The organism is Pontibacter sp. FD36 (genome assembly GCF_015686655.1).
Lineage (GTDB): Bacteria > Bacteroidota > Bacteroidia > Cytophagales > Hymenobacteraceae > Pontibacter.
Genome location: NZ_JADPMP010000014.1, coordinates 91,534 through 113,143, shown reverse-complemented (window position 1 = coordinate 113,143; position 21,610 = coordinate 91,534). Strand labels below are relative to the sequence as shown.

General features: G+C 49.5%; 20 protein-coding genes. 15 read left to right on the top strand and 5 right to left on the bottom strand.

The annotated features are described in order from the left end of the window. From I0P70_RS19280 to I0P70_RS19265, 4 genes are all read left to right on the top strand, one after another. A complete protein-coding gene (locus tag I0P70_RS19280) occupies window positions 1–1,485 on the top strand; it encodes a SusD/RagB family nutrient-binding outer membrane lipoprotein (RefSeq protein ID WP_196120771.1) in 1,485 nt (494 codons plus the stop codon). A 176-nt stretch (window positions 1,486–1,661) separates the two neighbouring features. Further along, window positions 1,662–4,019: a TonB-dependent receptor domain-containing protein gene (locus tag I0P70_RS19275; protein ID WP_196120770.1), complete on the top strand. Its 2,358-nt coding sequence runs from the start codon at window positions 1,662–1,664 to the stop codon at window positions 4,017–4,019. Between the two features lie 69 nt (window positions 4,020–4,088). After that, a complete protein-coding gene (locus I0P70_RS19270) occupies window positions 4,089–5,081 on the top strand; it encodes a DUF4249 domain-containing protein (RefSeq protein ID WP_230392300.1) in 993 nt (330 codons plus the stop codon). Between the two features lie 32 nt (window positions 5,082–5,113). After that, window positions 5,114–6,139 (top strand): DUF4249 domain-containing protein, encoded by a 1,026-nt coding sequence (locus I0P70_RS19265; protein WP_196120768.1) that lies wholly within the window; start codon window positions 5,114–5,116, stop codon window positions 6,137–6,139. A 6-nt stretch (window positions 6,140–6,145) separates the two neighbouring features. On the opposite strand, the gene I0P70_RS19260 is transcribed toward I0P70_RS19265, so the two are convergent. The 5 genes from I0P70_RS19260 to I0P70_RS19240 form a co-directional block, all read right to left on the bottom strand. Then, window positions 6,146–6,862 (bottom strand): SAM-dependent methyltransferase, encoded by a 717-nt coding sequence (locus tag I0P70_RS19260; protein ID WP_196120767.1) that lies wholly within the window; start codon window positions 6,860–6,862, stop codon window positions 6,146–6,148. 219 nt (window positions 6,863–7,081) lie between these two features. Then, the gene (locus I0P70_RS19255) at window positions 7,082–7,852 is read right to left on the bottom strand and encodes an alpha/beta fold hydrolase (protein ID WP_196120766.1); all 771 of its coding nucleotides are present in this window, start codon (window positions 7,850–7,852) and stop codon (window positions 7,082–7,084) included. A 57-nt stretch (window positions 7,853–7,909) separates the two neighbouring features. Then, window positions 7,910–8,965: a selenide, water dikinase SelD gene (selD, locus tag I0P70_RS19250; RefSeq protein ID WP_196120765.1), complete on the bottom strand. Its 1,056-nt coding sequence runs from the start codon at window positions 8,963–8,965 to the stop codon at window positions 7,910–7,912. A 4-nt stretch (window positions 8,966–8,969) separates the two neighbouring features. After that, window positions 8,970–9,998: a tRNA 2-selenouridine(34) synthase MnmH gene (gene mnmH / locus I0P70_RS19245; protein ID WP_196120764.1), complete on the bottom strand. Its 1,029-nt coding sequence runs from the start codon at window positions 9,996–9,998 to the stop codon at window positions 8,970–8,972. Between the two features lie 2 nt (window positions 9,999–10,000). Then, window positions 10,001–10,714 (bottom strand): pyridoxine 5'-phosphate synthase, encoded by a 714-nt coding sequence (locus tag I0P70_RS19240; protein WP_196120763.1) that lies wholly within the window; start codon window positions 10,712–10,714, stop codon window positions 10,001–10,003. Between the two features lie 166 nt (window positions 10,715–10,880). Here I0P70_RS19240 and I0P70_RS19235 point away from each other — a divergent pair, with 166 nt between their 5' ends. The 11 genes from I0P70_RS19235 to bamA all read left to right on the top strand — a co-directional run bounded on the left by I0P70_RS19235 (window position 10,881) and on the right by bamA (window position 21,601). After that, on the top strand, window positions 10,881–11,342 hold the full coding sequence (locus tag I0P70_RS19235; RefSeq protein ID WP_007657258.1) for a GatB/YqeY domain-containing protein: 462 nt from the start codon (window positions 10,881–10,883) through the stop codon (window positions 11,340–11,342). A gap of 105 nt (window positions 11,343–11,447) precedes the next feature. Further along, on the top strand, window positions 11,448–11,966 hold the full coding sequence (locus I0P70_RS19230; RefSeq protein ID WP_196120762.1) for a CvpA family protein: 519 nt from the start codon (window positions 11,448–11,450) through the stop codon (window positions 11,964–11,966). A 5-nt stretch (window positions 11,967–11,971) separates the two neighbouring features. Continuing rightward, on the top strand, window positions 11,972–12,544 hold the full coding sequence (locus I0P70_RS19225) for an aminodeoxychorismate/anthranilate synthase component II (RefSeq protein WP_196120761.1): 573 nt from the start codon (window positions 11,972–11,974) through the stop codon (window positions 12,542–12,544). A gap of 43 nt (window positions 12,545–12,587) precedes the next feature. After that, window positions 12,588–13,364 (top strand): alpha/beta fold hydrolase, encoded by a 777-nt coding sequence (locus tag I0P70_RS19220; RefSeq protein WP_076423269.1) that lies wholly within the window; start codon window positions 12,588–12,590, stop codon window positions 13,362–13,364. Next, window positions 13,361–14,026: a CBS domain-containing protein gene (locus tag I0P70_RS19215; protein ID WP_196120760.1), complete on the top strand. Its 666-nt coding sequence runs from the start codon at window positions 13,361–13,363 to the stop codon at window positions 14,024–14,026. The genes I0P70_RS19220 and I0P70_RS19215 overlap by 4 nt, the downstream gene beginning before the upstream one ends. A gap of 14 nt (window positions 14,027–14,040) precedes the next feature. After that, window positions 14,041–15,429 carry a hypothetical protein gene (locus tag I0P70_RS19210; RefSeq protein ID WP_370583265.1) on the top strand — a complete coding sequence of 463 codons (1,389 nt, stop codon included), beginning with the start codon at window positions 14,041–14,043 and terminating at the stop codon, window positions 15,427–15,429. A gap of 14 nt (window positions 15,430–15,443) precedes the next feature. Further along, window positions 15,444–16,331, top strand: a complete 888-nt coding sequence (locus I0P70_RS19205; protein ID WP_196120759.1) for an NAD kinase — start codon at window positions 15,444–15,446, stop codon at window positions 16,329–16,331. A 124-nt stretch (window positions 16,332–16,455) separates the two neighbouring features. Further along, window positions 16,456–17,457 (top strand): DUF6089 family protein, encoded by a 1,002-nt coding sequence (locus I0P70_RS19200; RefSeq protein ID WP_196120758.1) that lies wholly within the window; start codon window positions 16,456–16,458, stop codon window positions 17,455–17,457. 155 nt (window positions 17,458–17,612) lie between these two features. Beyond that, on the top strand, window positions 17,613–18,311 hold the full coding sequence (locus I0P70_RS19195; protein WP_370583264.1) for a DUF6089 family protein: 699 nt from the start codon (window positions 17,613–17,615) through the stop codon (window positions 18,309–18,311). 60 nt (window positions 18,312–18,371) lie between these two features. Then, window positions 18,372–19,115: an isoprenyl transferase gene (locus I0P70_RS19190; protein WP_196120756.1), complete on the top strand. Its 744-nt coding sequence runs from the start codon at window positions 18,372–18,374 to the stop codon at window positions 19,113–19,115. A gap of 8 nt (window positions 19,116–19,123) precedes the next feature. Then, the gene (bamA, locus tag I0P70_RS19185) at window positions 19,124–21,601 is read left to right on the top strand and encodes an outer membrane protein assembly factor BamA (protein WP_196120755.1); all 2,478 of its coding nucleotides are present in this window, start codon (window positions 19,124–19,126) and stop codon (window positions 21,599–21,601) included. The last annotated feature ends 9 nt before the right edge of the window (window positions 21,602–21,610 follow it).

The following is a 21,610-nucleotide window of genomic DNA, read 5'->3' as shown; positions in this document are numbered from 1 at the left end:
ATGAAAAAGATATTTGCATTCCTTATGCTCGCCTTGGTGTTCGTCGGCTGTACGGATGAATGGGAAGAGGATTTGAGAGACCCGAAAAACCCTACTGCGGTACCTGCACCGATGCTTTTTTCTAATGCGCAGCGTAACCTGGTAGACCAAATGGTAACTCCTAACGTAAACTCCGGCATCTTCAGGCTGATATCACAGCACTGGGCTAACACTACATATCCAGAGGAAAGCCGGTATGACTTAGTAAGCCGTAACATTCCTCAGAACTTCTGGTTCACATTGTACCGTGATGTGCTGATGGACTTCAGAGAGGCTTCTATCGTGATCAATGAAGATCAGGCGCTGAATGCTGCTGTGAAGGCTAACCAACTGGCTATAATCGAGGTAATGGAAGTGTATACCTGGTCTGTGCTGGTAAATACGTTCGGTGACATTCCTTATTCTGAGGCGTTGAACCGTGACATTATCTACCCAAGCTATGACGATGATGCCGCTATCTACGAAGACCTGTTTGCCAGACTGGATGCTGCCATTGCAACTCTGAATCAGAATTCAGGTGCTGCCAGCTTTGGTGGTGCTGACCTGATCTACGGTGGTAACGTAGCCCGTTGGATCATGTATGCCAACTCGCTTAAGCTGAAGTTAGGTATGACGGTGGCCGATGTGAATCCGAGCCGTGCCCAGCAAGCTGCCAGCGAAGCTGCTCCAAATGTATTCAAGTCTACTGCTGATCAGGCTGTTTTCAGATACACAGCTACTACACCAAACGTAAACCCTGTGTGGACAAACCTGGTGCAGAGCGGCCGTAATGACTTTGTGCCTTCTGCTACATTGATCAACAGAATGAATGAGCTGAATGACCCACGTCGTGCCGCTTACTTCACACAGCTTAATGGCGCCTACGTAGGAGGTATCTATGGTAACAACAATACCTATGCTAACTTCTCGAAAGTAAATCCAACTATTACAGCTCCTGACCGTTCTGCTATCGTGCTGGGTTATGACGAAGTAGAGTTTTACTTAGCTGAAGCTGCTGCCCGTGGATTTATTTCAGCTGTTCCTGCAGACCATTTCAGAAGAGCTATCACAGCCTCTATGGAGATTTGGGGAATAACTGACGCAGCTGCCTTAACGAGTTATTTCGCTCAGCCTGATGTAGCTGCCGGCTTAGCCGCACTTGCTGCTCCTGGTAGTGGTGGAACACTTACAGATGCTCAGCGCAGAGCGCTTGGCGTACAGAAATGGATTGCCCTTTATGAGCGTCCGTTCCACGCCTGGACAGAGTTCCGCAGATTGGACTATCCACAGCTGCAGGCGCCAGATCCACAGTACAGACCAGCTTACAACGTAGTGCCGGTGCGTTATCCTTATCCGCCGACCGAGCGTACGCTGAACCCTGATGCTGTAAATGCTGCTGCAACTGCGATCGGTGGTGATGAAGCCACAACCCGTATCTTCTGGGATGTGAGACCAGCTGGACAATAAAAAGTATTATAATCTTGAAGAAGTTTAATTAACTAGGTAGTAGTCTTCTTCATTTGAAAAAGGCCTTCGGTTTCCGGGGGCCTTTTCTGTTTTTATTTTAATTCATGTTTGCACACAATTTTATGATGGAATTTGTAAATTGCTTTTGACCCTTCTACTCACCAAAACAAACTTCCATGCACAGGTTTGCAATCTCGCTAACACTGCTTCTGATAATTTGCCTGTTTTGTTCCGGCTCCGCCATAGGCCAGGAAAGGCAATATGAACTTTCCGGTACAGTAACCAGCCAATCAGGAGAGACACTGCCAGGAGCTCATATTTTGATTAGCCCTGGAAACAGAACGGTTAGTGCAGATGATAAAGGGCGGTTCAGCATTAGCCTGCCAGCAGGTGAATATACATTGCAGTACCAATACCTGGGTATGGAGCAGGGGGTACAGCAGGTGGACTTAAGACGCAATACGAGCCTGCGCTTGCAGATGAAGGTGAAGGCAACCGGGCTGCGGCAGGTGGAGATCATTGCCAGACCTTCGACGGATGTAAACTCGACCAACATGGGCAGTACATACATGGATGTGAAGCTGCTCACTAAAATGCCCGCACTACTGGGCGAAGTGGACGTGATTCGCTCCGTTTCCAGTTTACCCGGTGTGGTGAATGCGGGTGAAGGTACAGGAGGCTTTTATGTGCGCGGCGGCAGTGCCGACCAGAACCTGGTGCTGCTCGACGATGTGCCGGTGTTCAACTCTGCTCACCTGTTCGGCTTCTTTTCGGTCTATAACCCCGATGTACTCAAGAGCTATACCTTGCACCGAAGCGGCATCTCTGCCAAATACGGCGGACGCATCTCGTCCATACTTGATGTCAAGCTGGAAGATGGAAACACGGAGCGCATGCGCTTTAAAGCAGGTATATCCCCTGTGTCTGCCAAGTTCAGCATGGAAGGACCTGTTACTCAAAAGCTCTCTATCGTGATAGCCGGCCGGGCTGCTTACCCGACCTATCTGCTCAAGATGTTCAACAGCGACAACATCAAAAACAGCTCTGCCGACTTTTACGATGTGAATGTAAAGGCAAAGTACAGAGTAAACGAGAATAACAGCCTGACCCTCTCCACTTACTACAGCGCCGATAACTTTAAATTCCCTTATGATACTACTTACAACTGGACCAACGCATTGGGAAGCCTGAAGTGGGACCATCAGTTTAACTCCAACCTGAGCAGCACTGTCACGCTTGCCAAAAGTGTGTACGACAACAATGTGGAAGGTATAGCCATAGGTGAAGAGTTTAATCTGAACTCAGGTATAGACTTTGAGCAGGCGAAGGTCGATTTCTGGTATACCGGAGTTGCTAACAATACAATGGAGTTTGGAGGCGGTGTATCCAACTATACCATAGAGCCAGGAAAGCTGGAGCCCTATGGTACTTCCAGCCTAAACCCCAGAATCCTTCAGCGAGACAATGGCGTGGAGTACCATGCCTACGTGAACGATGAAATACGGCTCAGCCCTAAGCTGTCGGTTTCGCTGGGTGTTAGGTATTCAAACTTCTCTAAAATAGGACCTACTGATGTATACCTGTACGAAAACGGAAGACCCCGAAGCGAAACTTCCATCACGGATACACTGGTGTATGAAGACGGGAAAAAGGTACAGACCTACCAGGGCTTTGAGCCACGGGCCGCCATCAAGTACTCTCTGAACGACCACAGCTCCTTAAAAGCCAGTTATAGCCGGAGCAGGCAATACATACAGCTGGTTTCCAATACAGCGGCTATCACACCAGTAGATGTGTGGAAGCTCTCGAACAGGTACCTCAGGCCGCAGATAGCCGACCAGTGGTCGGTAGGGTATTTCAGGGTGGAGCAGGACAATTCCTATGAGTTCAGCTGGGAGGTATACTACAAATTGCTTCATAACCAGTTGGATTACAAAGATGGAGCCGTGCTTGTGCTAAACCCTGTGCTGGAGGCAGACCTGCTGCATGGAGATGGGATAGCCTATGGCTCTGAGTGGATGATCAAGAAAAATAAGGGCCGCCTGAATGGTTGGCTGAGCCTGACTTATTCCAGAGTGCTCAGGAAAATTGCCGGCGATACACCCCAGGAGACGATTAATGACGGCGACTGGTATCCGGCCGACTACGACAGACCCCTCAACCTGAACCTGTTTGCTAATTACCAGCTATGGCCGCAGTGGACGTTCTCATCTAACTTCACCTATACCTCCGGGAGACCCATGGCTTCGTCCGATTCTTGGTACAGATACTACGGTCATATATTCGCCAACTACACGGGACGCAACCAGGCCAGGATGCCAGATTACCATCGCCTGGATGTAGCGCTCAATTATGATTTCAATCAGGGGAAGAAAGTAGAGTATACCGGCAGCATTTCTGTCTACAATCTTTATAGTCGGCGAAACGCTTACTCTGCCTTTTTCAGGCACTACTACGGCAGCCCTGTGCAGGGATATAAACTGGCTGTTATCGGGGTTCCTATACCTTCCATCAACCTGAATGTTAAGTTTTAGGAGCGTATGCTGAAGCGAATACTCCCATTATTTCTCTTATTGACTTTTGGATGTATTGACCCACTCAACATGGGAAAGATGAAGCAGCAGAAGCACCTGGCGGTAGAGGGCAGCTTTACTAACATACCGGAGCTGAACTACGTGCGACTGAGCTATGCGCAGCCTTATGACTACCCATATAATGAATTCATAACCGATGCTGAGGTATATGTGACAAGCAGTGAGGGTGAGCGTTACAATTTTGTTTACGGCGGCGACGGCGGCGACTTTTACTCTAATACAGCCGGCAGCTACTTTCCCGAGTTTCCGCTGGATGCGATCGCGCAGATAGGCCATACCTATACGCTGCATGTGGTAGCAAATGGCAGAACCTACCAATCTACTCCTTCAACTGTAAAAGCTCCCGTTCCCATAGACTCCATACATTTTGAGGTGGATGAACAGGTGTTTTCCTTCAAGGGTTACCAGGAGCGGAAGAAGTGGCCTGGTTATAAGGTATTAGTAGATTATCATGATCCGGGTAAAGACGCGAATTTCCTTCGGTGGACATTTTTCAGCCGCTTCGAAGTCAATACCCAGCCTGAAGAATACAGAACCCCCTCAGGTGCACATGTACCTAAGGAATGTTGCGCCCGCTGCTTCCTGGAAGAAAAACTCGACAGATTCAAGGTAGTGAACGACCGGCTGGTGAACGGGCGTCGGGTAATTAACCAAGAAGTGCTCTTTTTACCTTTTGAAAGGTACTTGGGCATTAAGCATAAACTGAAAGTATATCAGTACTCTGTTACACAGGATGCCTACAATTTTTTCCATATCATGGAGCAGCAAAAGGAGGCGAAAGGTACTATTTTCGATCCGCCTCCGGCGGAGGTAAAGGGGAATATGTTTAATGTAGAAAACGCGGAGGAACAGGTGATCGGCTTTTTCGATGTTTCTGGAGTTAGTATGAAGGAGGTAACCATATTGCGGTCAGATATAGATTATCCTGTTATACCTTTTAGATGGTGGGACGACTGTTTAACCCTTCCCGGGGCAACCAGGGAACAACCTGAGGGCTGGTAAGTATGAATTCAAATAAAGTCTTCGAGAGTAGAATGAAGTATTGGTATCTGATTGTACTTGCACTGCTAACAGCATGCATTGATCCCATTGATTTCAAGCATGATGATCAGCAGGAGCACCTGGTGGTAGAAAGCAGCTTTACGAACATGGCGGGCATCAATTATGTGCGGCTTACTTATGCGCTACCTTACAATTACCCATACAATAAATTTGAGGAGAAAGCTTCGGTAGTAATTACAAGCCAGGAGGGCGAGCAGTTTTACTTCAGCTATGACCAGGCCGGTTATTACTATCCGATAGATGTTGAGAACACCTTCGGTATACCAGGCCATACCTATACCTTGCAAATAAATGTAGGAGATAAGTCCTACCGGTCAGAGGCGATCACACTGAAGGAGCCTGTACCAATAAGCCAGGTGCATTTTGCCATAAACGAGCGGAGTTTTGCCCTGCAGGGAGACAGGGAAAGAAAAAGGCACATGGGCTACCAGGTACTGATGGACTTTCAGGACCCGGCCTTAGTGCGAAATTACTACCGCTGGTCCTTTGCCCGGCAATATGAGATCCTCACCCAACCCTGGGACTTCCTGAACGACATGGGCGACCCAGCGCCAAAAGACTGCTGCGCCCGCTGCTGGATTCAGGAGAAAGAGGAGACCTTTACCGTGTCAGACGACCGTCTGACCAATGGACAGCAGGTGATCAACAAAGAAGTATTGTTCATTCCTTTTGAGAAATACCTGCAAACCAGGTATAAGATGAAGGTATACCAGCATGCCATCACTGCCGATGCCTATGAGTTTTACCGGATTATGGGGCAGCAGAAAGAAAGTACCGGCACTGTGTTCGACCCGCCCCCAGCAGAGATCAAGGGAAATATGCGCAGTACAAGTGATCCGGGAGAGCAGGTATTGGGCTTTTTTGATGTGTCGGGCGTAGTAATGCAGGAAGTAGACATCAGAGCCGATGATATACCCTATCCGGTTGGTATTTTTATACATCCTGACGATTGCCGCGAGCTGCCCGGTGCTACTAATGTGCAGCCGGCAGGTTGGTAAAATCTCTTACTTATAAATCAAAAACACCGCCGGCTGCTTATGTATGTCCGGCAGCTTGCCTTTCCACTCGGCAATGGTCTTGGTTTGGATAAACTCGTGCTCGGGTGAGGTGATATTGGCTGCAATGCAGAGGCGGGTACCACCACTCAGGGTTTGCACCAGGTCCTCGAGTAGCTTGTTGTTACGGTAAGGCGTCTCCATAAAGATCTGCGTCTGGTCGCGCTGCAGCATTTCCTTCTCCAGGTTACGCAGTGCCTGCAGTCGCGGCCCTTTCTCAATGGGCAGGTAGCCATGGAAGGCAAAGCGTTGTCCGTTGAAGCCGCTGGCCATCAGGCTGAGCAGAATCGCCGATGGTCCGGCAAATGGTACCACCCGTATACCTTTCTGATGCGCATACTTCGCCACCTCGGCCCCAGGGTCTGCTATACCTGGGCAGCCTGCTTCTGAAATAATGCCCGCATCCATACCTTGCTCCAGCAGCGGCTTCAAAGAAGCCTGTACCTGCGCTGGAGTTGCATCCTTATCAACCTGTACAAAGTTGAGCTGCTCGATTACCAGCTCCGGGCAAATGCTCTTGACAAAGCGACGGGCGGTACGGAGGTTCTCGACAACGAAATAAGTCAGGCGGCTCACAGTTTCTTTTACCTGCGGCGATATCACCTGATCAGCTGTGTCATCAGCCAGAATGGTCGGGATCAGGTATAGTGTACCAGTCTTCTTCATAAGACAAAGGTATGGTTTAATTGTGAATTGGCTGAGCTGTTACATTGATAGGTGGCTATACCTGTCGATGGCTATACCCTATAACAAAGCCGCAGTTTTAGGCCGCGGCTTTGTTCTTAAGATTAACTGCATGCGCGATATTCTGCTCGTTTCAGCTGGATGTCGTCATACAGGTGAGGGGCTTCAGAAAGAAATACTTCATCCTGAAAATCCTAATGCTTAGTCCGTATCCAGAAATCTTGTTACTAAATCGTATACTTCATCCGGTGCTTCAGCATGCACCCAGTGGCCGGCATTCGGGATAGTCTCCACTTCCACAAGCGTAAATAGATGCTCAATGCTGCCATAAATATCCTCTGGCAGAATGTAGCGTGAGCGCCCACCTTTGATGAAAAGCGTGTTTTTCTTGAAAGGTGTATCCGAGGTGATAGGAGCTGCTATCTTCTCGTAATTTTTCTCGATGGCGTCGAGGTTCATGCGCCAGCCAAAGGTGTTATCCTCTTTGCGGTAGAGGTTCTTCATCAGGAACAGCCGTACCTCCTCCTGCGATATCGTTTTGGCCAGCTGCTTGTCCACATCACCACGGCTGGTTACAGTGCTTATGTCTACCGACTGCAGCGCATCGATGATCTCGTCGTGGTGCGGCGGGTAAGCCTTCGGAGCGATATCCACTACGATCAGCTTGGTAAGGCGGGTTGGGTATTTCAGCGCATAGTTCATCGCCACTTTGCCGCCCATCGAGTGTCCCATGATGGCCGGAGTAGATATTTGGAGGTCGTCTACGAGGCGCAGCACGTCTTCAGCCATGGCGTCATAGTCATGCTGTTCACTATGTGGGGAACGACCGTGGTTGCGCAAGTCTACCATAAACACGTTGTAGTGCTCAGCCAGTCGCTTGGCAAGGGTTGCCCAGTTATCCAATGTGCCAAACAGTCCGTGCAGAATCAGTAGCGGCTGCCCGTGGCCCATTTCCTTGTAGTGTAGTTTCATTTTTCTCAATTATCAGTCAATGTCAGTTTTTAGCTTACGGCAGAAGGAGGGAATAGATTATGATACCACCCGAATCAGCTTCTCTTCGCTGCCGCGCTCTTTCAGCATACCGAGCGGCTGAAGTTGCAAGCCATACTTCTCAAACACCTGCAGTACTTCTTCGCGCCCGCCCGGGGCTACAGCAACTAATAGTCCTCCGCTGGTTTGTGGGTCGCAGAGCAGGTGCTTTTGGTCTGGAGTGAGTTCGGCTATTTTGTGACCGTAGCTGTCGAAGTTGCGGTGCGTACCACCAGGTATAGCCTTATGCGCCAGGTATTCTAACGCCTCCGCTATAACGGGTACCTTGTCGAAGTACACCTCAGCTGTCAGGTTGCTGCCTTCACACATTTCGGATAGATGGCCCAGCAGACCAAACCCGGTTACATCGGTCATGGCTTCTACCTGCGTCAACTGTCCTAGGTCTGAGCCAATCTTATTGAGCTGCATCATCTGCTGTGGTGCCAGGTGCGCGTGCTCTGGTTTCAGGATGGCTTTCTTTTGAGCAGTGGTCAGTATACCTACGCCGAGCGGCTTGGTCAGGTATAGCTCACAACCGGCAGTGGCGGTATCGTTTCGCTTCAGGTTCGGGATGTCGAGCATACCGGTTACGGCCAGGCCAAAGATCGGCTCGGGGCTGTCGATGCTATGGCCACCAGCCAATGGTATACCTGCTTCGTGACAGATGCTGCGGCTACCTTCTATCACACGCTTGGCTACCTCAGGGGCTAGTTTGTCAATCGGCCAGCCCATTACGGCAATAGCCATGGTAGGTATACCGCCCATGGCATATACATCCGAAATGGCGTTGGCGGAGGCGATACGGCCAAAGTCATAGGCGTCATCCACGATCGGCATGAAAAAGTCAGTGGTGCTGATGACGGCGCGACCATTGCCAATGTCATACACGGCGGCATCGTCGCGTGAGCTGTTCCCAACCAGTAGCTTGTCGTTTTCGGGATAGTGGATATTGGTGTGCAGGATCTTATCGAGCACTTTAGGGGATATTTTGCAGCCACAGCCAGCACCGTGGCTGTACTGGGTAAGCTTTATGTCTTGTATGCTAGTTTCTTCCATGGTATTAGATCAGCTGATGCTGTGTTGCAAATTTAATCAGGCGTTGGGCGTTCTCTTCCGGGTTCAAAGTTTCCAGGGGCAGCCGCAACACCTCCTGCTTTTTGGCTAGTTCGTAGGTATAGGCCTTGTCATAATAGGTGAGGGCGATGTCGACCATTTTCTCCATGTCGCCAGTCGAGATGGCTTCAATTGCCTCTTTCGTGGCCATCCCTCCTAGGCGTTTTTTTATTCTGAGAATGGCCGACTCCAACAGGGCTGGATCAGTGCGGCAGTACTCTTCGGCCAGCTTTTGTATACGCAGCGTCTTGGGTACTTCGAGCACAATGGTAGGCGACTGCTGCATATGATCAAAGAGTGGCTTGGGCATCTGTACTTTACCGATGCTGATGCTCTCGTCTTCCAGCCACAGTGGTTGCTGATCATCCAGCTCGAGCATGGTCATACCCAGCAGGTTCTCAAAGTGCTCGGTACTAGGCTGAGGCGCCATGCCGATACTCCCAAAAGAAGAGCCTTTGTGACTTGCCAGCCCTTCAAGGTCAATGACCTGTTGACCCTGCTGTTGCAGGTAGGGGAGCAGGTCGGTTTTACCGCTGCCGGTATTCCCGCTGATAATAAGCAATGGACGCTCACGCTCAAACTGCTCGTGCATGTAGTGGCGGTAAGCCTTGTAGCCGCCCTGCAACAGGTATACCTGGAATCCGGCAAAGTCGAGGAGCCAGGCCATGGCGCCACTGCGCATACCGCCGCGCCAGCAGTGCACGAGTAGCTCTTTGCTTGGCGCCAGTTTCTCTGCTTCCCGCACAAGCTTTGACATCTTGGGGCCAAACAGGTCGAGTCCGATCAGCACAGCCGGGTCATGCCCCTGTTGTTTGTAAGCAGTACCTACTTTAGCCCGCTCTTCATCCGAAAAAATAGGGAAGCTCAATGCCTGTGGTATACGTCCGATCGCATACTCTTTGGGAGCGCGGGCATCCAGCACGGGCAACTGCTTCGCTTTCTGCAGAAAGTCTTCTATGGTGATGCTGTTGATCACGGCTACTTGAGTTGACGCAGGTATAGCTGGATGGTGTTCTCCAGCCCGAAGTATAGCGCGTCACAGATGAGCGCATGCCCGATGCTTACTTCCAACAGGCCAGGCAGAGTGTCCTTCAGGTACTTCAGATTGTCCAAGTCAAGGTCGTGGCCGGCGTTGAGGCCGATGCCGAAATCCTGCGCTCTCCGGGCTGCTACCAGGTATGGCCGTATTGCTTCTTCAGGACTAGTCGGGTAGCCTTTGGCATAGGCTTCCGTGTATAACTCAACCCGATCAGTGCCTACCAAAGAGGCGCCTTCGATCATGCGTACATCCGGGTCCACGAAAATAGAAGTGCGTATACCTAGCTCCTTCAACTCACCGATCACATCCGTCAAGAAATCTTTGTGCGTGAGTGTGTCCCAGCCGGCGTTGGAAGTGATGGCGTCAGGTGCATCCGGCACGAGTGTCACCTGGGCAGGGCGCACGTCTTTTACTAGTTTCAGAAAATCAGGAGTCGGGTTGCCTTCAATGTTAAACTCGGTGGTCACTACCTCTTTCAGGTCATACACGTCGCGGTAGCGGATGTGGCGCTCGTCGGGGCGTGGGTGCACGGTGATGCCTTCGGCTCCGAATCGCTCGCAGTCTTTAGCGGCCTGCACAACGTTTGGTCTGTCGCCGCCGCGGGCGTTCCGCAGTGTGGCTATTTTGTTTATATTTACACTGAGTTTGGTCATGGTATGTGAGTTGTAGCCCGCAGGCTGGTGATACGTATGCTTACGGAAAGACTAAATTAGTGGAAATTTGCTTAAGATGATAACCTATGGCTTTGGCCGTAGTAGTGTATAAAGTATAGGCAGGAGGTGTATCACTTACTGTAAACAATCAATCAACAATATAACTATGAGTTTAAAACAACGCATTGAAGCCGATATCAAGCAGGCGATGTTGGCTAAAGACAAAGCCCGCTTACAGGCACTCCGCAGCATCAAATCCCAGATCCTGCTGGCTGAAACCGAAAAGGGCGGTACCGATGGTCTAAGTGAGGATACTGAGCTGAAACTGCTCACCAAAGCCGCCAAGCAACGCCGCGAGTCAGCGGAGGTATACGCCCAGCAGCAGCGCCCCGACCTAGAGCAGGTCGAGTTAGCTGAGCTCGCCGTAATAGAAGAGTATATGCCAAAGCAGCTGGATGAGGGTGACCTGCGCATTCGCCTGCTGGACATTATACAGCGAGTAGGCGCAACCGGTCCGTCTGACCTCGGCAAAGTGATGGGTGTCGCTTCCCGCGAACTGGCCGGACAGGCCGATGGTCGCGCTATTTCTAAAGCCGTGGGTGATTTGCTTAACAACACAGATTTTTAGCAGCTGGATTTTTTGCGGCCCCCACACTAGGGCGACTGCAGCAATTACATTATATTTGAAGGCAGGGGCGACAGGTGTTCGCTTCTGCCTTTAATTTTTTATCCCGTGAGTACCTTCGATATTTTTCTGGCTATACCTATTCTGTTCGGCGCCTTTATGGGCTTCCGCAAAGGCCTTTTGCTCGAACTGATTTCGCTTTTTGCGCTTGTTCTGGGCATCCTGCTTGGCCTCAAACTGCTTGATTCCGGCCTGCCCATCATGAAAGAGTACATTGGCGACGCCGGTGGTCTGCTGCCTTTCGTTACTTTCCTGGTCATCTTTGTGGCTATTATTCTGGGGGTGCGGGTGTTGGGTATCCTGCTCAAAAAAGTGATCGACTTTACTCCCTTTGGTTTGTTTGACAACATACTGGGCGGCTTGCTAGGCGCTTTAAAATGGACTTTGGCATTGAGTCTGTTGCTATACGTATCGGAGATGGCAGGTATAGCCATCACGCCTGAAACAGCAGCCAGCTCTATGGTATACCCCTTCGTGATCAAAACGACTCCCTATGCCCTCAGTGTGATGAGTTACGTGCTGCCATTTATAAAATCATTGCTCCTTTCGCTGAAAGAGCATTTTTAGGTGGCATGCTGCTCCTGCTCGACAACTTTGACTCCTTTACCTACAACCTGGTTGACTACTTCGGTCAGTTAGGGGTGGAGGTACATGTGCTGCGCAATGATGTGAAGTTGGAGGAGGTACAGGGGCTCCCGATTGAGGGCATTGTGTTGTCACCCGGGCCAGGAGAGCCGCAGCGGGCAGGTGTGATGATGGACGTGATCCGGCATTACCATGACAAAGTGCCCATGCTGGGAATCTGCCTGGGGCATCAGGCGCTGGGTGAGTTTTTGGGAGCGCAGCTAGACAAAGGTATAAAACCGATGCACGGCAAAATCTCGGAGATCAGCTGCGAAGATGATCCGATGTTCGCTGGTCTGCCCTCTAAAATGCCCGTTGTACGCTACCATTCGCTTGTTTTGAAACATTGGCCTGACAGTATTGTGCCGCTTGCGTATACAGCCGAAAGGGAGCTGATGGCCTTCAGGCACAGCACACTGCCGCTGCATGCGCTGCAGTTTCATCCGGAGGCCGCCCTCACGACTTATGGCCTCGATATGCTGCGAAATTGGCTTAGGATTGCTAATATTGCAGGTCGGTAGCAGCCGGATTTTTTACAACACATTACTTTTACGAATTTCAGGAATGGATCTACAGATCAAACACGAAGGCGAATTTCAGTACATTGACGAAGGAGAAGGAGAAGTGCTACTATTGCTGCACGGCTTGTTCGGAGCCCTTAGCAACTGGAACGGCGTAGTGGACCATTTTTCTAAAAATTACCGTGTGGTTATTCCGCTGATGCCTATCTATGAAATGGCGCTTCATAAAGCGGGTGTGCCCGGGCTGGTTTCTTTCATCGAGGATTTTGTTAAATTTAAGAACCTGAGCGACCTCACACTGCTGGGCAACTCACTGGGCGGGCACGTGGCATTGGTCTATACCTTGAAGAACCCTAACAAAGTGAAGCGCTTGGTGCTGACCGGCAGCTCTGGTTTGTTTGAGGATTCCATGGGCGGATCGTTCCCGAAGCGTGGCAACTACGAGTATGTAAAAGAGCGTGTGGAGTATACCTTCTACAGCCCGGAGACAGCTACGAAAGAGCTTGTCGACGAAGTGTTCGATATTACTAACAGCAATGCCAAGTGCCTGCGCATTATCGCTATCGCCAAGTCGGCTCAGCGGCATAATATGGCGAAGGATATCACAAACATAAAGGTGCCTACGTTGTTGATATGGGGATTGAATGATACGATCACCCCGCCGCTTGTTGCGCACGAGTTCAACAGGCTGATGCCGGGCTCGCAGCTTTACTTCATAGACAAGTGCGGACATGCTCCCATGATGGAACATCCGGAGCGGTTTAACAGTATCTTAGATAAATTTTTGGCCAAAACAGAAGCAAGGGAAACAGCCACATGATCGCAGAAGAACTCATCAACCAAATGATACCGCCGCTTAAGCTTTACGACACCGTCGACAAGGCCTTGCGATGGATGGATGAGTTCCGCGTAAACGAACTACCCGTATCCCGCAACCGCAAGTACATGGGGCTTGCCACCGAAACCAATCTGATCGAACTCCCTGACCGCAGCCAGACACTGGAACAGGTTAAACTCGAGTACCAGGATGTGTTTGTGATGCACCACCAGCATTTCTATGATGTGATGGAGGCCGCCATCAAAAACAAGATTCAGGTTGTGCCCGTGCTCGACGAAGAGCAGGACTACATGGGCATTATCACCATCAATGACACCCTGGCCGCTTTCGGTCAGATGTCGGCCTTGCAAGGGCAGGGCAGCATACTGGTGCTTACCATGCAGGAGCGAGACTATTCTCTGGGGCAGATCAGCCGCCTGATAGAGGAGGAGAATGTCAAGATACTGAGCGCCTATGTATCGCCAGACGAGGTAGACCCTTACAATATCAAGCTGACGCTTAAACTCAATACAACCGATCTTACGCGCATTATCGCCACACTCGAGCGATTTGAATACCGGGTGACAGCGCAATTCCAGGACGGGTCCAAATATGACGTTGGTCGTGACCGTCTGGATATGCTGTTCAAGTACTTGGACATATAGCCCTGTCCCAGTCCGTGATCCTTCGCACTTTCCTGCTGCTGTGTTTTAGTTTGCTTTGCCATACCTTGGCAGCGCAGTCCTGCCTGACCGAATCTGTTGTGATCGACAGCATTGGCTTTAAGGGCAACGAGGTCAGCAAAAGCCGCATGCTCCTCTTCGAACTCAACATCTCTCCCGGCGATACGGTGGCTACAGCTGAGTTGGAAGCCAAGTTGGAGGAGAATCGCAGAAGGCTGTTCAACCTGCGTCTATTTCATGAGGTAGGCTATACCTATACCTGCCTCGGAGGACGGGTGACGGTGACCTATACCATGCAGGAGCGCTGGTACTTGTACCCGATTCCTATCTTCGACCTGGCTGACCGCAACTTCAACGCCTGGCTTGAGCGCCGCGACTGGGGGCGTGTCGACTATGGAATCAACCTGATCAGGCGCAATTTCAGAGGACGGAATGAAGAGGTGCGTGTCAGACTGCAGCAGGGCTTCAACAAGCGGCTGGAGTTTATCTACCGGGTGCCTTACGTCAGCCGTACGCATAAGCTAGGTATGGACTTCGGGGTTGCCGACTACCGGAGCCGTGCCATTGATTACCGCACACTGAATAACCGGCAGCGGTTTTTTGTGCAGGAGAGCGGCGTGCCAATTCAGCGCACCCTGCTCACGACTGGCCTTACACACCGGCAGAGTGTACAGCGGCAGGAAGGGATACGACTAACGTATGTGAAAGAACAGGTGGCTGATACTGTATTAGCGCTCAATCCGGTGTACTACAGTGATGGTGGTCATGATCGGCAGTATCTGCGAGTGGAGTTGTCGAAAGTGGTGAACCAGCGCAATTCCTTTATTTACCCGCTCACCGGCAGTTATTTTGAAGCTATAGCCGCGCAGACATTTTTTGTGAATGGAAACGGAACACCTATCACAACTCTGCGTGCAAAGTATGTGGATTATCGCCATTTGTCAGGTAAATATTATTATTTTGTGGGTGGTGAAGCGCAAGCCCGGTTGTCACGCCGCTATGCTTATGCTGATAATGTGGCGCTTGGCTTTCGGTCGCTGGTGCGGGGATATGAGCTGCAGGTGGTTGGCGGGCAGCACTTCGGCTTGTTTAAGCAGGGACTGACCCGGGAGCTCTTTCAGCACAAGGGGGTGCACCTGAAGTTTATTCGGAGCCCTAAGTTCAACAAGGTGCCATTGGCCCTGTATGCCAACGTCTTTACTGACGCCGGTTACGTAGCCGACAATGTATTTGATAAAGGCAACCCGCTGGCTAACCGGCTGCTGGCAGGAGCGGGAGCAGGACTGCACCTAGTCACCTTTTATGACTTTGTGTTTCGGGCGGAGTATACCCTGAATCGCGAAGGAAATGGCGGTTTATACTTTAGTGGCCGCTTCCCCTTTTAACGAAAAGAAGATATATGAAGATAGCTATACTGGGAAAACCCTTTGACGAAGAGTACGGTCCGTTTATTCAGAATCTCTTTGACGAACTGCAGCGCCGTAAAGCCGACATTCTGGTGGTAGAGCATTTCAGTCTGTTTCTGCAGAATCGCATCAACCTGCCCGGGAGTATACCTACTTTCACCCGTGGAGATAGCCTGGAAGGAGTAGACTTTGTCCTGAGCCTGGGCGGCGACGGTACTTTGCTGGACACTGTCACCTATGTGGGGGCGCTCCAGATCCCGATTCTGGGTATCAACACGGGCCGCCTCGGCTTCCTGGCTACCATTGCTCACGACAGCATCAACTTGGCGCTGGATGCCCTTTTCAAAGGACACTATACCTTCGATGACCGGGCATTGATCCGAGTGGATTCTGATCTGGAAATCTTTGATGGGATTAACTTCGGGCTTAATGAATTCAGTTTGCTAAAGCGTGATTCCTCGTCCATGATAGCTGTACATGCGTATATAGATGGTGAGTATCTGAACACTTACTGGGCTGATGGGCTGGTAGTGGCCACCCCAACCGGATCGACGGGCTATTCGCTTAGCTGTGGCGGTCCTTTGGTATTGCCACAGACCAACAATTTCGTTATATCACCCGTATGCCCTCACAACCTGAATGTGCGGCCCATGATTGTGTCAGACCGGAGCGTGATCTCTTTTGAAGTAGAAGGGCGCAGCAGCACATACCTGGCCTCGCTCGACTCAAGGTCCGTTCCAGTAGACATGTCAGTTCAGATAGCAGTGCGACGAGAGAATTTTGTGGCACGACTTGTCAAACTGCATCACGTAAACTTCCTGACCACCTTGCGTGGCAAGTTAAACTGGGGTCTTGATAAAAGAACAAATATTTTTAGGTAAATTATATTCAATATTTAATATACATATTTTTATACCAGAAAATTATTTCTATTTTTGTCACAATGGTTTAATTTGGAAGAATTATAAGCCTGCGGAAATACGCTTAAAAAGAAATTGGTTCGCTATGAAGAGATTTACTACGCTGTTTTTATTACTTACTGTTGTGCTTACCACTGTGGCCATAGAGGCTGAAGCACAGCGTTTTACCAAGCGAAAGGAGTACTCCACAGTGGGTATCCAGCTGGGTGCTTCTAACTACTTCGGCGACCTGGTGCCTCAGCCAAACTTTACGAGTATGCGCATAAAGTCTACTCGTCCAAGTGTAGGTATCAATTATACGCACCGTCACTTCCCGCGTATTTCTTCGCGTGTGGCTTTCAACTGGAACCGCATTGCGGGTGACGATGCCCTGGCAGCCGGACCTGATGAAGGTGAGAACATAGACCGATACAGACGTAACCTGTCTTTCCGCAATGACATCAAAGAGTTGAGTGCTGTAGCGATCATTGACCTTTTTGAAAACCGTAACTACTACCGTCGTCGTCCGGACTTCGTGCCTTATGGTTTCATTGGTGTGGCAGTAATGCACCACAACCCGAAAGCGTATTATGAAAATGGCTCTCATCCAGGTTTGTCAGCTGATCAGGATATTCCTTCTGGCTGGTATGCCCTACAGCCACTAGGTACAGAAGGTCAGTTCGTAGATCACCCGGGTACTGTTAGTGACCCTTACAGCCGCGTACAGATTGCCATTCCTTTTGGACTTGGTGTACGATACAAGCTAGACCGCAACTGGGACTTTAGCTTCGAGGTAGGTTGGAGAGCCACCTTTACAGACTACCTGGATGACGTAAGTACAGCTCACGTAGACAAAAACGTACTGCTAAGCGAGGGTAACCGCGTAGACAACCGCAATGCCTCTGTAATCTTCTCTGACAGAAGCGCTGAGTCAGGCTTCACAAATGACCTGATTACAGAGCCTAATGGTTTCAGCCGTCTTCGTCCATACGGTACAAGCAGTAACCGTACACGCGGTAACAGCTCTGACAATGATTGGTACATCCAAACAAGCTTAGGCCTGAACTATATCCTGAACCCACGTGTAAGAAGACCTAAATTCAGATAATATAACGGAGTATAGTGCGTTGTTTTTCTAAACTCCGTAAAAAATACATGATTTTGAATACATTCAGACAGACGCTCCTTATTTGTGTACTACTGCAAATTGGGAGCGTCTTTTTATGCAATACTGCTAAGGCTCAGCTGCAGCAGATCAAGCCTGTGACCACCAGTGAGATTGGTGCCGGTATAGGCGGAGCTAATTATGTTGGTGAGATATCACCCAATTACCGCTTTTTAAATAACCAACCTGCCATGACGATCTTCTATCGTCATGATATCTCAGCGCCTATTACGCTCAAGGCTGCCTTCATGGGTAGCCATCGCATATTTAACGACAAGGCATTCAAGGATGAGTCGCAAAACCTTCCCCATCACGATTGGCGTGACACGGAGTTGAAGCTAAGTATGCTGGAGTTTTCGCTAGGTATAGAGTACAATTTTCTCGATTACTACGAAGATGTTCGTAAGCCGCACCGCGTATCGCCTTATTTCTTCTTAGGAGCCGCATTGCTCAACTTTAACCACCAGCTTACCCGCCAGGGCAATGTGATGGAGCCATTCGATAACAAATTTGCGGTTACCATTCCTTTTGGAGTAGGGGTGAAATATGCGCTAAGCAAGCACTGGAATTTGGGTCTGGAGTTCGGCCCTCGATTTATGTTTACAGATAACCTGGACTATCTGCAAGAGAGTGGATCTGGATTGTTAGCTACAGATCTGGGGGCGAGCGGCTCAAAGGCGTATGCTAATCCCTTCGATAAAGATATGTACTTCTATAACGGTATAAGCCTTTCTTACACACTATATCGACTCAACTGCCCCCCTGTTTACAAACGCAAAGCCGGAATACTAGATTAACCCGCTAAAATTTCATTAAATTATCTTGCTTTTTGTAACTTGCAAGGAAATTGTGGTTTAATGAATTTAAGGGAACAAGTAGATTTAGACAATTTGCCAAGACACATTGCCGTTATCATGGACGGGAATGGACGATGGGCAAAGAAACGTGGCGGCCTGCGAATTTTCGGTCATCAGAGTGCTATCACGGCTGTTCGTGAAACGGTAGAGGCTGCAGCAGAGATGGGAGTCGAATATCTAACCCTGTATGCCTTTTCTACTGAGAACTGGTCGAGGCCGGCAACAGAGGTTTCCGCATTGATGCAACTACTGGTGTCTACTATCAGAAAAGAGACCGCTACTCTGAACAAGAACAATATCCGGCTGCAGACAATAGGAAATACGGAAAGCCTGCCGAAAGCCTGTCAGAAAGAATTGCTTGAAGCAATTGAGATAACAAAGGATAACAGCCGCATGACCCTGGTGCTGGCCCTGAGCTACAGCGGTCGCTGGGACATTGCACAAGCCATGCAACGAATTGCCGTAGAAGTGGGTCATGGTACTATAGCACCAACTGATATAAGTGAGGCCACTGTTGCGCAGTATCTCTCTACGGCAGGTATACCTGATCCTGAATTATTGATTCGTACGAGTGGGGAGCAGCGTATCAGCAATTTCTTGCTTTGGCAACTGGCCTATACAGAGCTCTACATTACAGAGCTACTCTGGCCTGATTTCCGCAAAGAGCACCTCTACGAAGCTATATGTGCTTTCCAGAGAAGAGAACGCCGCTTTGGCAAGACAAGTGAACAACTAACAAAGTGAACATATTAATGACAAGATGCATCTGGGTGCTTGTGTTTCTGCTAATGACAGGCACAGCTTCTTCACAAGTTCTGAATAATCAAGCACAGAGCAATACGATTGACTACGGTCAGCCCCAACAGTACCGCATTGGGGGCATTGAGTTTACGGGAATCAAATTCCTGGATCCTACCGCGCTTACTGGTATTACGGGTCTTAAGATTGGCGATGAGATCACGGTACCAGGCGAAGACATAAGCCGTGCTATTCAAAAGTTGTGGGACCAGGGCCTCTTAGGTGATGTAGACGTATACGTAACCCGCATCGAAGGCAACCAGATCTTCCTGAACTTTGACCTGAAAGAACGCCCGCGTCTGTCCCGCTTTGAGTTCAATGGTATCAACAAATCGCAGCAGGATGCCCTTCGGGAGAAGATCAACCTGATCAGAGGGAAGGTGGTAACAGATGCTGTGCTCAACCAAACACGCAACATTATCCGCAAGTATTACGCTGAAAAGAGTTTCCTCAACGCCAAGATCAACATTGTGCAGCGACCTGACTCTCTGCTGCCAAACAGTGTCGTGCTGAACATCAACATTGACAGGGGTGATAAAGTAAAAATCTCTGAGATCATTTTTGAAGGCAACGAAGCATTTGCCGACAAAAAACTACGCCGCCAGCTGAAGAAGACAAAAGAAAAACGCTTCTATAAAATATTTACCTCGTCCAAATTCCAGCGCTCAGAATACGAGAATGATAAGCAGCTCCTGCTAGACTTCTACAATTCAGAAGGCTATCGCGATGCCATCATCGTATCAGACACGGTGTATAATACAAGTGAAGACCGTTTGGGTATCCGGATCACCCTTGATGAAGGTAACCGCTACTACTACCGCAATATTACCTGGAACGGAAACTACCTGTACGAGGATGATTACCTGACCCGTGTACTCGGTATAAACAAGGGAGATGTGTACAACAAGCAGGAGCTTGATAAGCGCCTGAACTATAACCCTGCAGGTATAGATGTTTCTGCGCTTTACCAAAATGACGGCTATCTGTTCTTCAACATTGATCCGGTGGAGGTGACTGTGGAAGGTGACTCTATCGACATTGAGATGCGTGTGTCAGAAGGTCCGCAGGCGACGATCAGCAAAGTGACAGTGACGGGCAATACAAAAACGAGTGACCATGTGGTGCTTCGTGAGATCCGTACCTTACCTGGTCAGAAGTACAGCCGCGAAGATTTGATCCGCTCCCGAAACGAATTGGCAAACCTAGGTTACTTTGATCCGGAAACGATCGGCCTGAACCCAATGCCGAACCCGGAAGAAGGAACTGTAGATATTAACTATACCGTATCGGAGCGTCCGAATGACCAAATCAGCCTTTCAGGAGGTTGGGGTGGCCCGATTGGCGCGGTAGGTACAGTCGGTCTTACCCTGAACAACTTCTCTACACGTAAGTTGCTGAAGCTGTCGGAGTGGAGACCGCTTCCAAGTGGCGACGGTCAGCGTCTGAACCTGAACGTGCAAGCCAACGGCCGCTTCTACCAGTCCTACTCCTTCTCATTCACGGAGCCGTGGTTAGGTGGTCGTAAGCGAAACTCACTTACGGCGAGTGTATTCAAGACCATCCGCCGCGACCCAAGAGCCGATGTGGATAGTCGCCTGAATGTAGATGGTGCTGCACTTAGCTTAGGCCGTACTTTGAATTGGCCAGACAACTTCTTCCAATTGAGTCACTCTCTGAGCTATAACCGCTATACCCTGAAAAACTTCAACCTGTTTGGTGGCTTTAACAATGGTGTATCGAACAGTATATCGTTGAATAACACACTGGCGCGAGTAAGCATAGATAACCCAACATTCCCTCGCAGAGGTTCTAACATTGCTCTTAGTGTGAACCTAACGCCACCTTATTCGCTGTTTTCTGAGAAGCGCAATAACTTTGAGTATGTTGAATTCAATAAATGGATGCTTGACGCATCGTTCTTCATGAATTTGGCAGGAAATTTGGTATTGAACACACGAGCCCACTTTGGCTTCCTGAACAACTACAACTCGAAGACAAGTATTGGTCCGTTTGAGCGTTTTAGATTAGGAGGTAACGGCTTAGGTGGTGCCAATATCTTTGTAGGAACTGATTACATTGGTCTGCGTGGTTATGATGACGAGTCTGTAATCAATAACCCGGATCAGGCGTTGATCAACACAGGAGGTGTTGCTTATAATAAGTTTGTGATGGAGGCGAGATATCTTATCTCTCCTAACCCAGCTGCTACGATCTATGGCCTGACATTCCTGGAAGCAGGTAACAGCTTTGGGTCTTATGACCGCTACAATCCATTTAAGCTTTATCGCTCAGGTGGTGTGGGTGTGCGTATCTTCATGGCAGCCTTCGGTCTGTTAGGGTTCGACTACGGCTGGAGATTTGATGATGTGCCAGGACGTCCGGAGATGAAGCGTGGTCAGTTCCACTTCATGATCGGGCAGCAGATACGATAATGAATTAGT

What these genes read in the sequence shown, in the direction of transcription:
- I0P70_RS19280 (WP_196120771.1), top strand. Translation starts at nt 1, where the DNA reads ATGAAAAAGATATTTGCATTCCTTATGCTCGCCTTGGTGTTCGTCGGC.
- I0P70_RS19275 (WP_196120770.1), top strand. Translation starts at nt 1,662, where the DNA reads ATGCACAGGTTTGCAATCTCGCTAACACTGCTTCTGATAATTTGCCTG.
- I0P70_RS19270 (WP_230392300.1), top strand. Translation starts at nt 4,089, where the DNA reads ATGGGAAAGATGAAGCAGCAGAAGCACCTGGCGGTAGAGGGCAGCTTT.
- I0P70_RS19265 (WP_196120768.1), top strand. Translation starts at nt 5,114, where the DNA reads ATGAAGTATTGGTATCTGATTGTACTTGCACTGCTAACAGCATGCATT.
- I0P70_RS19260 (WP_196120767.1), bottom strand. Translation starts at nt 6,862, where the DNA reads ATGAAGAAGACTGGTACACTATACCTGATCCCGACCATTCTGGCTGAT.
- I0P70_RS19255 (WP_196120766.1), bottom strand. Translation starts at nt 7,852, where the DNA reads ATGAAACTACACTACAAGGAAATGGGCCACGGGCAGCCGCTACTGATT.
- selD (WP_196120765.1), bottom strand. Translation starts at nt 8,965, where the DNA reads ATGGAAGAAACTAGCATACAAGACATAAAGCTTACCCAGTACAGCCAC.
- I0P70_RS19240 (WP_196120763.1), bottom strand. Translation starts at nt 10,714, where the DNA reads ATGACCAAACTCAGTGTAAATATAAACAAAATAGCCACACTGCGGAAC.
- I0P70_RS19235 (WP_007657258.1), top strand. Translation starts at nt 10,881, where the DNA reads ATGAGTTTAAAACAACGCATTGAAGCCGATATCAAGCAGGCGATGTTG.
- I0P70_RS19225 (WP_196120761.1), top strand. Translation starts at nt 11,972, where the DNA reads ATGCTGCTCCTGCTCGACAACTTTGACTCCTTTACCTACAACCTGGTT.
- I0P70_RS19220 (WP_076423269.1), top strand. Translation starts at nt 12,588, where the DNA reads ATGGATCTACAGATCAAACACGAAGGCGAATTTCAGTACATTGACGAA.
- I0P70_RS19215 (WP_196120760.1), top strand. Translation starts at nt 13,361, where the DNA reads ATGATCGCAGAAGAACTCATCAACCAAATGATACCGCCGCTTAAGCTT.
- I0P70_RS19205 (WP_196120759.1), top strand. Translation starts at nt 15,444, where the DNA reads ATGAAGATAGCTATACTGGGAAAACCCTTTGACGAAGAGTACGGTCCG.
- I0P70_RS19200 (WP_196120758.1), top strand. Translation starts at nt 16,456, where the DNA reads ATGAAGAGATTTACTACGCTGTTTTTATTACTTACTGTTGTGCTTACC.
- I0P70_RS19190 (WP_196120756.1), top strand. Translation starts at nt 18,372, where the DNA reads ATGAATTTAAGGGAACAAGTAGATTTAGACAATTTGCCAAGACACATT.
- bamA (WP_196120755.1), top strand. Translation starts at nt 19,124, where the DNA reads ATGACAAGATGCATCTGGGTGCTTGTGTTTCTGCTAATGACAGGCACA.